This is a genomic window from Rhodococcus sp. 06-462-5 (assembly GCF_002258315.1).
Classification (GTDB): Bacteria; Actinomycetota; Actinomycetes; order Mycobacteriales; family Mycobacteriaceae; genus Rhodococcoides.
The window spans coordinates 21,898-35,491 of sequence record NZ_NOYD01000011.1; the positions used below are offsets into that span (position 1 = coordinate 21,898).

Consider the following 13,594-nt stretch of genomic DNA (forward strand, 5'->3'; position numbering starts at 1 on the left):
AGGCCTGCTTCTGTATGGCAGATTTTTCGGGTCGTTCCGCGGGCTCCACACCTGTATGGAAAAGTAAAGAGCGATGACTACCGACGAATCGATCACCATCCGCACCGCCACCGACGACGACTGGGATGCCGTCGCGCTGCTCGACGCCCACGCATTCGGCGAGCACCAGAACGCCGAAGACCTGGCCGAGACGCAGATCCTGACTCAGTCCGAGCACGTGTACCTGGCGTGGGACGGCGAGACCCCGGTCGGTGTGGCCATGCACTTCCCGATGTCGGTCACCGTTCCCGGTGGTGCCCAGGTCGAGGCGTCCGGAGTCTCCTGGGTCTCGGTCGCGCCGACGCATCGTCGACGCGGCATCCTGCGATCGATGTTCACCCAGCAGCACCGCGCCCTGAACGACGCGGGCGCACCGCTCTCGCTGCTCACGGCCAGCGAGGCGACGATCTACGGACGCTTCGGATACGGACCGGTCACCGAGGAGATCAGCGTCTCGATCGATCGTCGATTCGCGCAGTTCCGCAAGGACGCTCCCCCGGCCACCGGTGTGCGGCTGATCGAATCGACCGAGGCCGCCGAACTGCTTCCCGACATCTACCACCGCTGGCAGCAGCAGACCGCAGGCGCTCAGCCCAAGCCGCCGATCCGCTGGGAGCGGTTCTTCGCCGACCGCGAGAACCGACGCGGCGGGCTGACGGCTCTGTTCTTCGTCGTTCATCCCGACGGATACGTCGCCTATCGACGCGGACGCAACCCGAGCCGAGTGGTGGTGGAGGAATTCATCGCGGTGACCGACGACGCGTACGCCGCGCTGTGGCAGATACTCGTCGGAGTGGACCTGGTCGACACCATCGAGGTACGGCAAGCACGGGACGAAGCACTGCCGTTCCTGCTGACCAACAATCGGCTACCGAAGGTCACGGCTCACCACGACGCTCTGTGGGGCCGCATCATGCACGTCGAGGCAGCGCTCGAGGCTCGCACCTACGCTCTCGACACCTCGCTGATCATCGCGGTGCGAGATCCCTTCCTCGATGCGGGCGGCACCTACTCGCTGACCGTGACCGACGGCCGCGCCACCTGCACGCGGGTCGAATCCGAACCGGACATCGAACTCGACATCGACGTGCTCGCCAGCATCTACTTCGGCACCCACCGAGCCCGTTTGTTCGCCGCGGCCAACCGCCTCACCGCACGCAACGACGGTTCACTGCACGCACTCGACCTGACGTTCGGAACTGCGCGCCCGGCCGTCATGGGTTGGGGTTTCTAGGACTCTTCGGCGCATCGAGCGCGGTGGCCGAGCCACCCCGCATCCACAGGGCTGCGCACAGCGTCACCGAGAGCAGCACCGTCGTATAGAGGATGAAGTCGGCGCTGCCACGGCCGCTGGTGGCGTGGTAGATCAACGGTGCCGTGCCCCCGAACAGGGAGTTCGCCACGGCGTAGCCGAAGCCGACGCCGAGGGCACGAATGTGTGCGGGGAACACCTCGGCCTTGGCGATGCCGTTCACCGACAGGTAGCAGGTGAGAACGACGAACGCACTCACCAGGATGACGAACACCGCAGGCGGTGACGTCACCCGGGTGGTGGCCAGCACCAGTGTGCCGGTGGCCGGTATCGCCAGCGCCCCGAACGCGACGAGAAGAGGCTTTCTACCGATACGGTCGCTCAGTGCGCCGCCGACCGGCTGCAGCACCATCAGCACCACGAAGGCCGCGAGCACGAGACCGGTCGCGATGAGCTCGCCCCTGGCGCCGTCCGCAGCGAAGAACGTCTCGCGAACGATCGAGGGAACCGTGACCGTGTAGGTGTAGAACGCCGCACTCCCTCCCGCGGTCAGCAAGAACACCCAGACGAGCGGACGCCAGTGCTCCCGAAAGAGCGCCCCCATCGTGGCGTCTCGGTCCGCCTGCGGTGCCGTCGGTTCACGGGGCGCGCGATCGAGTCCGCGCGCCCACCACAGCGACGCCAGGCCGGCCGCGCCGCCCGCGGCGAACGCGAGTCGAAAGCCCCACTCGGAGATTGCCGCACGGTCGGTGCTCGCGAGCAGCACGAGGAGACACGTCTGCGCGAGCACGAGGCCGCCGACGATGGTCGCGGCCTGGAACGAGGCGAAGAATCCGCGATGCCCGCGCGTGCCCGACTCGGACAGCAACACCGTCGCCGCCGCATATTCGCCGCCGGTGGCGATGCCCTGGACGATGCTGACGACCGCGAGGATCACCGCTGCCCAGGCACCGATGTCGTGGACCGTGGGAGTGACCGCCAGGGCAACCGATCCGGCCGACATCAGCGTGACTGCCGCAACGAGAGCGAACTGTCGACCTCGCACGTCCGCGAGCCTGTCGAACAGCCACGAGCCGAGCGGGCGTACGACGAAGGTCAAAGCGAAGAGTCCGTAGACGTACACGAGTGAATCGGTCGAAGCCGGATCGAAGAACTCGGTCCGGAAATACGGCGCGAACGTCGCGTAGAGATACAGGTTGAACCACTGCACCAGGTTCGGCACCGAACCGGCCAGGATGGCGCGGATCTGCGTACGACGGTCGGGGCTCGCCGACCCGGTGCGATTCACGAGCCGAAGGTACCCGGCCGGCGGCCGTACCGCTCTCGGTTCGAGCGAGCCGAACAGCCGTCGTACCGGTACGCGCATGACTTTTGTCATGGCTGGACTGTGACGGTGTCACTTCAGGTCATGATGCGCCGCACTGTTTTCGGTGGTTCGGGCGCAGCAGACTCGTAGTCATGAAGCAACCAGACGAAGGAAACCTGTTCACCGATCTCATGGAGCTCGGGCCGGCTCCGACGATGGCGCGTGAGATCGTCGTCATCGTCATCAGTCTCGCGATCATCGCCGTGTTGTTCGCGATCGTCGGCACGTCGCTCCCGGCGTTCGTCGCACTCGGCGTCATCGTCGCCTTCATGGGCGTGCGGTTCGTCATCGGACTCCGGCACTGGGAGAAGCAATCATGACCATCATCGAAGTCAGTGGCATGACTCGCCGCTACGGTTCGGGCAAGAACGCTTTCGAGGCCGTGAAGGCGCTGGATCTGAAGGTCGCGGAGGGTGAGCTGTTCGGCTTGCTGGGAACCAACGGTGCCGGCAAGACCTCCACTCTCGAAGTGATTCAGGGACTTTCGCGGCCGAGCGAGGGCACGGTGCGGATTCTGGGAATGGATCCGGTGTCCGACCGCCGCAAGGTGCGACCGTCTCTGGGCATCATGCTGCAGAAGGGCGGCCTGCCCCAGGATCTGACCACCGCGGAGAGCCTGCGGATGTGGGCGGGTACCTGCAGCAATCCGCTGCCGACGGCGGAGGTCCTCGAACGCGTCGACCTGGCCGACCGTGCCGATACCCGGGTGAAGTTTCTCTCGGGCGGTGAGCAGCGCAGGTTGGATCTGGCGTGCGCCATCATCAGCCGTCCGCGAGTGCTGTTCCTGGACGAGCCGACCACCGGACTCGATCCCGAAAGTCGCCGCAACACATGGCGTCTGATCCAGGAGCTGAAGAACTCCGGCGTGACGATCATGCTGACGACGCACTACCTGGACGAGGCCGAGTCACTGTGCGATCGGCTGGCGATCATGCACCGCGGCAGGGTCGTTCGTAGCGGAACGGTCGACGAGGTGGTCGCCGACCATCCGGCGAAGATCGAACTGCAGGCCCCCGGCACGGCGCTGCCGACATTGCCCGGTACGTCCATCGATGTCTCGGGAGACACCATCTCGATCCAGACGTCCTCGGTACAGGACACGCTCACCGACCTGCTCGTGTGGGCCCGCACCAACGGAGTGACCCTGCACGGTCTCGACGCCCGAGCGGCATCGCTCGAAACCGTATTCCTCTCCATCGCAGACGAATTCGACAATCCGGACTTCACACACACGAAGGTGATGAGCGCATGAGCACGATGACCGCACTGTCACGAGCAGAGTTCACACTGCTCGGACGCAACCGAGTACTGCTGTTCAACGCGATCGTCATGCCGTTGATCTTCCCCATCGCGCTGCTGATCGTCGGCAGCCGCGGCGATGACGGATTGACCGATGCGGGCGTCGGAGCTGCGCTCGAGATCTTCGCGCTGTTCCTGCTGGTGTTCATGGTGTACTACAACATGCTCTCGGTCTACGCCACGCGTCGAGACGAGTTGGTACTCAAGCGACTTCGCACCGGAGAGAGTTCGGATGTGCAGATTCTGCTCGGACCGGCAATCCCCTCGCTGATCCTCACCGTCGTTCTCGGCCTGATCGTCGGCGCAGTGGTACTGGCCTTCGGCGGACCCGTTCCCACCAACGCACTACTGGTCGTGGCGGCTCTGTTCGGCGGTGCTGCACTGTTCGCTGCCCTGGCACTGATCACCTCGGCGTTCACCCGCAATGCAGAGGCCGCGCAGATCACCAGCTTGCCGGTGATCCTGGTTGCCATGGCCGGCTCCTCACTGCTGCGCGACGCCCTCCCGGATTCGTTCAGCAGGGTGATCGAGCTGACCCCGATGGCCGCGGTCTCGGACCTGCTCGACCTGGGCTGGTTCGGCACCACCACGCCCGGCGACGCGTCCATGGGCTTCGCCGCCACGTTCGCCGAAGCCGGAATGCCACTGCTGGTGATGCTCGCCTGGATCGTCGGCAGCCTCCTGATCGCCCGCACGCACTTCCGCTGGGAACCGCGGTCCTAGCTCGCTCCTGTCGTCGGCCGTCTGCAAGGCTGGAGATCATGAAGCTGCACGAGTACCTCAATCCACTGCACGGCTGGAACGACAGCAGTGCAGTGGACAAGGTGCGCGTCTACACCCGCCAGTCTTTTCTGCTGATCGCCGTCGGTGTTGCCGTCGCTGCGATGCTGACGTCGCTGCAGTTCGACGATTATCTGTCGATGGCGGCCGTGGCAGTCTGTGCCGCAGCTACCTTCGTGGTCGTGCAGCGCACCCCCGCGCTCGGCGGCGAGTCCAAGGCCAGCCCACGAATTCCGTTGGCGATCGTGGCGGTCGCCGCTGTTGTACTGGTTGCCGGAGGAACCACGAACGATGCAGTGTGGGCCGCCGTGCTCGTCACCACGGCGGTCGCGACGCTGATCCCGTTGCGGTGGTGCCTGGCGGCGGCCGTGGCCGCGGCTGGGCTGGCGGCAGCTCTGGGAACCCCGGCAGTGCAAACTCTGGTGCTCGGTCTCTTCGTCGCCTTCATGGCCTTCACCGTCCAACTGTCGGCGTGGCTGCTGCGTATCGTCACCGAACTCGATGCCACCCGCGACGCTGCTGCCGCGCTCTCGGTTGCCGAGGAGCGGCTGCGATTCTCCCGAGATCTGCACGACGTCGTCGGCCGCGCACTGTCCGCCATCGCGGTCAAGAGCGAACTCGCCGCGACACTGGCGCGTAGGGGCGACGATCGAGCGGCCGCCCAGATGGACGAGGTCCGCATTCTGGCCCAGGAATCCATGGCCGACGCGAGAAGGCTGGTACGCGGCTATCGATCGGTCGATGTGGCCTCGGAACTCGACGGCGCTCGATCCCTGCTGTCCGCCGCAGGCATCGCCACCGAGCTCGTCGGTGAAACCTCGATCCTGAACGAACGCGCGGCCGAGGCCGCCGCCTGGGTGGTCCGTGAAGGTGTGACGAACATTCTGCGTCACTCCGCGGCCACCTATTGCCGGATCGAGCTGAGCGCAGGCAGCATTCGATTGATCAACGATCAGCCCAGAGCATCGTCCGGCCGCGACGACGGCACGGGCCTGAGCGGACTGCGAGAACGGTTGGTCGCCGTCGGCGGCACCCTGGACACCGAGCAGACCACCGACGAGTTCACCCTCACAGCGGCGCTACCGACCGAGAACATGAGGTAGGAGTGGAGCCCGCGGAACGACCCGATAAGGACGACATCATGATCCGAGTTCTGCTGGCCGACGACGAGAATCTCATTCGGGCGGCGCTGGCGACCATGCTCGATCTCGAGGACGACATCGAGATCGTGGGGCAAGCCGACTCCGGCGAGAAGGCGCTGATCGTCGCAGCCTCGCTCACCCCCGACGTGGCAGTGCTGGACCTGCAGATGGGCGGGATGGACGGCATCGAGACGGCCCAGAAGATCGCCGAGACGCTGCCCTCCTGCGCGTCGATCATCGTCACCAGCCACGGTCGGCCGGGCTACCTCAAGAAGGCGCTCGAAGCGGGCGTGCGCGGGTTCCTCCCCAAAACCACTTCGGCGGCGACCCTGGCCGAAGTGGTGCGCACCGTGCACGGCGGCGGGCGCTACGTCGACCCCACGCTGGCCGCGGAAGCCATCGGAGCCGGCGACTCGCCCCTCACACCGCGCGAGGCCGACGTGCTCGAGTTCGCCGCCGACGGCGCGTCGATCGCGGAAATCGCACGGCGGGCCCATCTTTCGCCCGGCACCACCCGCAATTACCTGTCCGCTGCCGCAGCGAAACTGGGTGCAGCGAACCGGCACGAGGCCTGCGCTCTCGCCCGACGCCACGGCTGGATCTGACCGACCGTCACACCTTCGTGCTCACGGCCACGGTGTCGAGGGTGGGGAGCCGGTGACCGTCTGCGGGCGGCACCACGGTGATCCGCAAATTGTTGTGCCGCAGTAGATACACGGCCGCGAAGACGCCGGTCGCCAGGGAGATGACCCCGCCGAACAGCAACGGTGCCCGCGGATCCAGGGCGTCGGCGAGCCAACCGAGAACCGGACTGCCCAGCGGAGTGCCGCCGAGGAAGCACAGCATGTAGATGCCCATCACGCGTCCGCGCATGTCGGACGGCACCGACATCTGCAGAATGTTCATCGCCGACGTCGTGAACGTCAACGTCAGGGCACCGGTGGGTATCAACAGAAGTGCGACGAGCAGGTAGTTGGGCATCAATCCGACGATCAGCTCGAAGGCTCCGAATGCGATGACGGCACCGATGAAGAGCCGCAGGCGCGGCGCGCTCGCTCGCCGCGCAGCGAGAGTCGCTCCGGCCAACGTGCCCACTGCCAGGGTTGTCGAGAGCAGACCGTAGGCGTCTGCTCCGCTACCGAACGTGTTGCGCGCCAACACCGACAGACTCAGCGGGAAGTTGAGGCCGAACGTCGAGACCATGAAGACCGTGGCCAGCAGTACTCGTAGGTCACCGCGCCCCCAGACGTACCGAAAGCCCTCCCGCACCTGCCCTTTGGCTCGTGGGGCAGGTTCGACGCGGAAGAGCTGACCGACGTTCATCGCCACGAGCGCACCGAAGACCGCCGCGAACGACACGGCATTGATGAGAAACACCCAGCCGGTGCCGACGAGGGTGATCAGTACTCCTGACACGGCAGGTCCGACGATGCGCGCCATGTTGAACGTCATCGAGTTCAGCGCGATCGCATTGGCGAGGGTCTCTTTGCCGACCATCTCGATCGTGAACGATTGCCGCACCGGAGCGTCGATCGCGGACGAGCAGCCGAGGATGAATGCGATGACGTAGACGTGCCACAGCTCGACCATCCCCCCGACGTCGAGCACGCCGAGCACCAGACCGCATACCGCGGCGAAGACCTGGGTGATCATCAGTAGCTTGCGCTTGTCGTAGCGGTCTGCCAGGACCCCACCCCAGACCGAGAGGAACAGCGTCGGCCCGAACTGCAGGGCCATGACGATGCCGACGGCGAAGCCGTTGCCGCCGGACAGCGTCAGAACGAGCCAGTCCTGGGCGACCCGCTGCATCCAGGTGCCGACCAACGAGACGATCTGCCCCGATGCCCACAATCGGTAGTTGTGAGTCTTCAGGGCGGCGAACATCGTCGAGCCGGATGTACGGGAAGCAGGGGCCACCGTTCAAATAATAAACCTAGGTAACTACTCGGAGTCGCTGACGAGGGCTCCGATGATCGTCACCGCGTCACGGAGCGTGTCCAGCTGCTCGGGTCCGAGGCCTGCGAGCTGCGCGGTCATCCACGCTTCGCGGGCACTGGCCTCGTCGGCGATCAGCTCGCGACCGGCCGGAGAGAGCGAGACGATCACCTGCCGCCCGTCGGTGGGGTGTGGCGTGCGCGCCACCAGACCGAGTTCGGCCAACGATGCGATCACCCGAGTCATCGAGGGCGGCTGGACCTTCTCCCGCGCGGCCAATGCACCAGGTGTCATATCGCCCTCCCGGCTCAGCGTGGCCAGAGCCGACAGCTGAGTGAGCGAGACTTGCGAGTCCACTCGCCTACCCCGAAGGTGGCGAGTCAGCCTCACCACCGCAAGCGACAGGTCGCTTGCCAATTCCCGATTGTCCTTCACTACGTTTCCCGACGTCACAGCGCAGAGAATACGCCTAGGTACCGACCACGCGTCATGTAACCGCCTCGGTGATGGGTCCGACGGCGAAATATGCGACGAACAACAACGCGACGATCCACAACAGGGGATGGACCGACTTCGCCCGACCCGAACCGACCGCGAGTACGACCCAGGTGATGAAACCGACGCCGATCCCGTTGGCGATGGAGTACGTGAAGGGCATCACCACGATGGTCAGGAAGGCGGGAAGCGCGTAATCGAAGCGGCGGAAGTCGATGTCGAGAACCTGCCCGATCATCAGCGCACCCACCACGACCAGCGCCGGAGCAGCCGCTTCGATCGGAACGACGGCCGTGAGCGGGGTGAAGAACATGGCCAGCAGGAAGAGCAATCCGGTGACGACGTTGGCCAGTCCGGTACGCGCACCCTCGGCGATTCCGGACGCCGATTCGACGAACACGGTGTTCGACGACGCCGACGCACCGCCGCCCACGATCGCTCCGGCCCCCTCGACGACCAGCGCCTTGCCGATGTTCGGCAATTTTCCGTCCTTGTCCAGCTTCGCTTCCTTGCCCAGACCCGTCATCGTGCCCATCGCGTCGAAGAAATTCGCGAGCACGAGCGTGAACACCAGCAGGCTCGCGGCGAGCACGCCGATACGAGTGAACGCACCGAACAGATCGACGTTGCCCACCAGGGACAGATCAGGAGACTGAATCAGCTCCGTTGGCAGCTGCGGGACCGACAGGTTCCAGCCCTTGGGGTCGACGCCGTTCGACGGACCCACGTCGGTGAAAGCCTCGACGATCGCCGCCAACACCGTCGTGACCACGATGCCGATCAGCAGACCGCCACGCACCTTGCGGACCACCAGCACACCCATCAGCAACAACCCGAACACGAAGATGACGGTCGGCCACGACGCGATGGACCCGTCGATACCGAGCCCGACGGGAACCGTCGTGCCTGCGGCGTCGGGGATACGGCGCACGAAGCCGGAGTCGACCAGCCCGATGAAGGCGATGAACGCGCCGATACCTGCGGCGATCGCGGCCTTGAGTTCGGCCGGGATCGCGTTGAACACCGCCGTGCGGAATCCGGTCACTGCCAGCAGCACGATGATGATGCCGTCGATGACGACCAGCCCCATCGCCTCGGGCCACGTCACCTGCGGTGCGATGGTCACGGCGAGCAACGTGTTGATGCCCAGTCCCGCCGCGATCCCGAACGGGTAGTTCGCGACGATGCCGAAGGCGATGCTCATGAACCCGGCCACCAGCGCCGTCACGGCGGCGACCTGGGCGACCGGCAGGATGTTGCCGAGCACATCGGTCTTGGCCGCTGCGTCGTCGGCGGAGAAGCTGCCCAGGATCAGCGGATTGAGGACGACGATGTAGGCCATGGCCACGAAGGTGACCACGCCACCTCGAACCTCGGATCCGACCGTCGAGCCGCGTTCGGTGATCTTGAAGTAGTTGTCGAGTAGCCGCGACGACAATTGCATGAGCGAACGATAAAGCACGCCGAAGCAGTTGGGTAACCGCAACGGCGCAGCCGAGACCATCACAGTGGCGTAGCTTGAATTTCGTGGCCGAACTCCCCCAGATTCCGCGCAGCCTCACCGATCCGGTGCCGGTGTTGGCGATCGGCATCCTCGGCTGGATCATCGCGCTGGTGGTGTTCACAGCCACCGGAGATCGGGGCGGCGACGCTCTGGCGACGTGTTGGTCCGGTATCGCCGTGGGTGCCGTAGGGTTCGGAATCTTCCTGATGCAGAGAGCGGCGTCACGTCGCGGGAGCAAAACCGCCCAACGCGGCCTCGATTGAGATCAGGATCACGTTAGCCCGGTCACCACATGTCCCCTGACGTGGGCAAACTAACCCGTCAGCCGGTTGAGTAACACAAAGTTAACGTGGACCATGGGTTATGTCAGTTCAGATAACCACTAGATCCACGAAAGCCAGGCCATGAAGCTCGTCTCTCAGTACCGCAACCGTCGCAACCACGTCCGCTCGCTCCGCGCCCTCTACGCACGCGCCAACGCTGTCTCCAGCCCGGCCATGCGCGACGAGCTGCTCGTCATCGCTCAGCGCTCGGATTTCTCGCGCTGATCAGCCTGACGGCACAGATCCACCCCAGCCCCCACAGGGCACCGAACACCCAGCCGGCCAGCACGTCCGTGGTCCAATGCGCACCCAGGTAGATCCGAGAGAATCCGATCAGCAGGGACGCGACCACAGGTAGTACGAGCAGTACCGGCCGATGCAGCCACGGATGCGGCGATCGCAGCATCACCGCGATCGCCACCGTGGCAAGCAACATCGACATCATCGCGTGGCCGGACGGAAACGAATGGCTCGCAATATCCACCAGCCGCTCCGGAATCGGTGGTCGCTCCCGCGCGAACGCGAATTTGAGCGCATTCATCAGCCCCCACCCGGTCAGCATCGAGCCCGCGACCACAACGGCATCCGATCTGCGTCCGACGCGAAGCAGAGCCACGACGCCCACCGTGGACAGCAGAAACATCGATACCGTGTTGCCCACCGTGGTGATGATCCAGAACATCGTCGTGACCCACCCGACTCGATGGTCGACCATCCACTCCAGGATCACACCGTCAAACCCCACGAGGTCGCTCCCAACTCTCCGTGCAGTGGACAGTTCCGTCGGCGGTCACCCACCACGGCACTGCTCGATCTCCGCGCACATCACCGGACAACCGCACCACGAGTTCGCGATGCACCACCACCCCTCCTGAGGGCAGCGGCAATCTCATTACGGCACAGGCCAACACGGCTCCGGGTTCGCGATCCCACGAGCTGACGCGTCCGGTCCCGAGCACTTCTCCGCTGATCGCCTCCGACGCTTGCCTGACGTCGAGAACATCGGCCAGCGCCGCAGCGGTGGCCATGTCCGAGAGCACGGCGACTTCCGATGGAACCACGCTCGCCAGCCACGGGGCGTCGATCACGAGCGCATCCGATGCGTCGACCACAGCGCCGCCGAGCGTGCGGACGCGATCCGGTGGATCGATGTCCGACAGCTCGATGCGTCTCTCTGCGACAGCGGTGGCGATGAGCGTGTGGGTTCGCGCGATCACTGCAGGCGTCGGACTCCGCTGTGGATCCGACAGCGCTGCCAGCAGCACGCGAGCAGTATCGGCGTTCTCGCAGATCGGCGCGCTGAGCACCGCCTGCAGTTCGTCGGCACGCGGATGATCCAGTGGATCGAGCAACCCGGCGAACGTCTCGTCCGACGGTGCCCGGAACTCCATCGGACGCGAACCATGCAGTCGCGCATGACGCCTGAGCCACCACGCGGTGTAGCCGTCGCGATCGCCCAGTGCCGCAGCGGTACTCGGATCGTCCAGTAGCACGCCCAGGGCCTCCGACCATCCGTCCGATCGGACGAGGTCGAGATCCCGGACGGCGAGGAGCGTCTCCGGCTCCTCGGCCAGACCCGACCACCACGCCGACTCGTCGTCGAGATCGTGATCCGGCCCGGTCGGCAGTTCGTCGCGCACCACCGAAAAACCCCACCCGACGCCCACTGCTCGCAGCGCCCGCTCACCGAACCTGTCGACCACCGCAGTCGAGACCACGCCGAACGGCGAATCCTCCACCAACAGATCCGCCAACGGCGCTCCGGGAAGCAACAATTCGTCGGCGCTGCGCAATTCGCCCTCGTCGTCCGCGAGAGGCAGGCCGCCGAGCCAACCCGGTAGTTCGCCCGCCTCTCCCGCCAGCGCGAGCACGGCGGAGACCAGCCCGTCGACCTCCTCGCTCTCGTCCCAGTCGAGATCGTCCAGAGCCGCCTCGAGCGCCGGGTCGCCGAGCAGTTCGGTCGCAGTCGCCTCGCGGGCACCCAGCCGCGTCAGCAACGGACTCACCGCATCCGGGTGCACCAACCGGACCCATGTCACCGCAGCCGAGGCATCGGAGCCGATCACCGTCGTCCGCGGACCGGTCACCGTACGACCGTCTGCGAGCGGAACAGGCAGTGCAGCAAGCTCTTCCGCAGCCACTCCGTCGACCACGAGTGAGGCCAGCGCGTCGAACAGTCGTCGCCACCAACTCGGCTCGCGATCGAGCCCACCGACCATCTCCGCCAGCCGCGCCAACCCGATCCGGTGGACACCCACGGCCGCGAGCGCCGACGCATGCCGCGCACCGGACAGTGATGCGTCGACCGGATTCGGTACGACATCGAGCAGCGCCGAGACGAGTTCCTCGGTGGCGTCCGCAACGACGTACGCCCGCTCGGGCACGAGGTCGTGTCCGTCGGCACCGGGAAGCCATGGCGCACTGGACAATCGACGGAAGATCAGCTCACGCAGTGCGCCGTCGACCTCGCTGCGTGCGAATCCGACCTCGGGCACGAACGACACCCTGGATTCGGCGGGTAGCGAGGCCACGAAGTCCGCGTATCCGTGCGCTACCGCGTCGAACGAGACGCCCGGCAACACGCGTCGCCGATCGGGTTGCATCGGTACATCGGCAATGACCAACGCGGGCAACGACATCAGCTCGTCCGAGCGAGTCGGAGCGCGCAACACATCGGGCGGCGCAGGAACGGGCAGACCGTCGACGACCGGAGCGAGCCAGCGGGCAGCCGGGGTGACGAACTGCCGCCAGGTTCGCGATCCGATCACGATCTCGGCGCTGCTGTCGTCGAGATCGGTTCTGACGCAGTCGATCACGACACCATCGATCTCGATGGAGTTCAACGCCTCCAGTTCGAGCAGCAGGTCGACCGCCTCGTCTGCACAGCCTGCGGCGAAAGAATCCACAGCCACGTCGGCTCGCACTGTCAACACGATCTCGGTATCGAACCCATCGGCGGGCGGTGCGTCGACCGGCCACGCGAGCCGCAGCACCGGAACGCCGGCATCGGGCAAGGGCATGCCTCGCTCACGCAACGCCTCGAGCGTGCGGCGCCCGCTGAACGCCACGCCGCCGTTGCGGGATCGCACCTCGATCTCGTCGGACACCGAACGCACGGCGGTGAACCCGACTCCGAACTGCCCGACGCCCGAATCCGCAGCGGTCTTGCCCGACGCCCTCAACGCGGTCAACGCGTGCACACCCGAGACATCGAGCGCAGCACCGGTATTGGCCACGTGCACGGCACCGGCGGCGTCGGTCCACACGGCCAGCCGGCCCGGAACACCGGCGCGATGCGCAGCATCCGCCGCATTCTGTGCGAGCTCGGTCAACAGCCGGTCGCGGTAGCCCCCGCGCACCAGATCGGACTCGGACGCCGAATCCTCCCGAAGCCGGGTGGGAGACGAGCCCCACGCTGCGAGAATCGACTCCCGCAACGACCCGGTATCGAACGGATCG

General features: G+C 65.8%; 14 protein-coding genes. 8 read left to right on the plus strand and 6 right to left on the minus strand.

The window, feature by feature from the left end; genetic code table 11:
- Positions 1 to 73 precede the first annotated feature (73 nt).
- The gene (locus tag CH251_RS05595) at positions 74 to 1,273 is read left to right on the plus strand and encodes a GNAT family N-acetyltransferase (RefSeq protein ID WP_094612277.1); all 1,200 of its coding nucleotides are present in this window, start codon (positions 74 to 76) and stop codon (positions 1,271 to 1,273) included.
- On the opposite strand, the gene CH251_RS05600 is transcribed toward CH251_RS05595, so the two are convergent.
- Complete coding sequence (locus tag CH251_RS05600) at positions 1,254 to 2,669, minus strand: MFS transporter (RefSeq protein ID WP_256978852.1); 1,416 nt, start codon at positions 2,667 to 2,669, stop codon at positions 1,254 to 1,256. The genes CH251_RS05595 and CH251_RS05600 overlap by 20 nt on opposite strands.
- Positions 2,670 to 2,749: 80 nt before the next feature.
- Here CH251_RS05600 and CH251_RS05605 point away from each other — a divergent pair, with 80 nt between their 5' ends.
- Genes CH251_RS05605 through CH251_RS05625 form a run of 5 tightly spaced genes read left to right on the plus strand, consistent with a single transcriptional unit; the run spans position 2,750 to position 6,483 of the window.
- Positions 2,750 to 2,977 carry a hypothetical protein gene (locus CH251_RS05605; RefSeq protein ID WP_179273517.1) on the plus strand — a complete coding sequence of 76 codons (228 nt, stop codon included), beginning with the start codon at positions 2,750 to 2,752 and terminating at the stop codon, positions 2,975 to 2,977.
- Positions 2,974 to 3,909 carry an ABC transporter ATP-binding protein gene (locus CH251_RS05610; protein ID WP_094612279.1) on the plus strand — a complete coding sequence of 312 codons (936 nt, stop codon included), beginning with the start codon at positions 2,974 to 2,976 and terminating at the stop codon, positions 3,907 to 3,909. The genes CH251_RS05605 and CH251_RS05610 overlap by 4 nt, the downstream gene beginning before the upstream one ends.
- A complete protein-coding gene (locus CH251_RS05615) occupies positions 3,906 to 4,679 on the plus strand; it encodes an ABC transporter permease (protein WP_094612280.1) in 774 nt (257 codons plus the stop codon). The genes CH251_RS05610 and CH251_RS05615 overlap by 4 nt, the downstream gene beginning before the upstream one ends.
- A 38-nt stretch (positions 4,680 to 4,717) precedes the next feature.
- Positions 4,718 to 5,839, plus strand: a complete 1,122-nt coding sequence (locus tag CH251_RS05620) for a sensor histidine kinase (protein ID WP_094612281.1) — start codon at positions 4,718 to 4,720, stop codon at positions 5,837 to 5,839.
- Positions 5,840 to 5,877: 38 nt separating this feature from the next.
- Positions 5,878 to 6,483: a response regulator transcription factor gene (locus tag CH251_RS05625; protein WP_094612310.1), complete on the plus strand. Its 606-nt coding sequence runs from the start codon at positions 5,878 to 5,880 to the stop codon at positions 6,481 to 6,483.
- A gap of 7 nt (positions 6,484 to 6,490) precedes the next feature.
- Here CH251_RS05625 and CH251_RS05630 read toward each other — a convergent pair whose 3' ends face one another.
- The 3 genes from CH251_RS05630 to CH251_RS05640 are packed head-to-tail and all read right to left on the minus strand — an operon-like array spanning position 6,491 to position 9,752.
- Positions 6,491 to 7,762 (minus strand): MFS transporter, encoded by a 1,272-nt coding sequence (locus CH251_RS05630; protein WP_094612282.1) that lies wholly within the window; start codon positions 7,760 to 7,762, stop codon positions 6,491 to 6,493.
- A 57-nt stretch (positions 7,763 to 7,819) separates the two neighbouring features.
- Positions 7,820 to 8,248 carry a MarR family winged helix-turn-helix transcriptional regulator gene (locus CH251_RS05635; protein WP_037188786.1) on the minus strand — a complete coding sequence of 143 codons (429 nt, stop codon included), beginning with the start codon at positions 8,246 to 8,248 and terminating at the stop codon, positions 7,820 to 7,822.
- A 52-nt stretch (positions 8,249 to 8,300) separates the two neighbouring features.
- Positions 8,301 to 9,752 (minus strand): NCS2 family permease, encoded by a 1,452-nt coding sequence (locus CH251_RS05640; RefSeq protein WP_094612283.1) that lies wholly within the window; start codon positions 9,750 to 9,752, stop codon positions 8,301 to 8,303.
- An 83-nt stretch (positions 9,753 to 9,835) separates the two neighbouring features.
- On the opposite strand from CH251_RS05640, the gene CH251_RS05645 reads away from it, so the two are divergent.
- Both CH251_RS05645 and CH251_RS27400 read left to right on the plus strand, forming a co-directional pair.
- A complete protein-coding gene (locus CH251_RS05645) occupies positions 9,836 to 10,075 on the plus strand; it encodes a DUF2530 domain-containing protein (protein WP_373454920.1) in 240 nt (79 codons plus the stop codon).
- Positions 10,076 to 10,216: 141 nt separating this feature from the next.
- Positions 10,217 to 10,360, plus strand: coding sequence for a hypothetical protein (locus CH251_RS27400; RefSeq protein WP_155289340.1), 144 nt, complete (start codon positions 10,217 to 10,219; stop codon positions 10,358 to 10,360).
- Here CH251_RS27400 and CH251_RS05650 read toward each other — a convergent pair.
- Positions 10,329 to 10,880, minus strand: coding sequence for a phosphatase PAP2 family protein (locus tag CH251_RS05650; RefSeq protein WP_179273518.1), 552 nt, complete (start codon positions 10,878 to 10,880; stop codon positions 10,329 to 10,331). The two genes, CH251_RS27400 and CH251_RS05650, sit on opposite strands and share 32 nt — an antisense overlap.
- Positions 10,870 to 13,572, minus strand: a complete 2,703-nt coding sequence (locus CH251_RS05655; protein ID WP_256978854.1) for a sacsin N-terminal ATP-binding-like domain-containing protein — start codon at positions 13,570 to 13,572, stop codon at positions 10,870 to 10,872. The genes CH251_RS05650 and CH251_RS05655 overlap by 11 nt, the downstream gene beginning before the upstream one ends.
- Positions 13,573 to 13,594 lie beyond the last annotated feature (22 nt).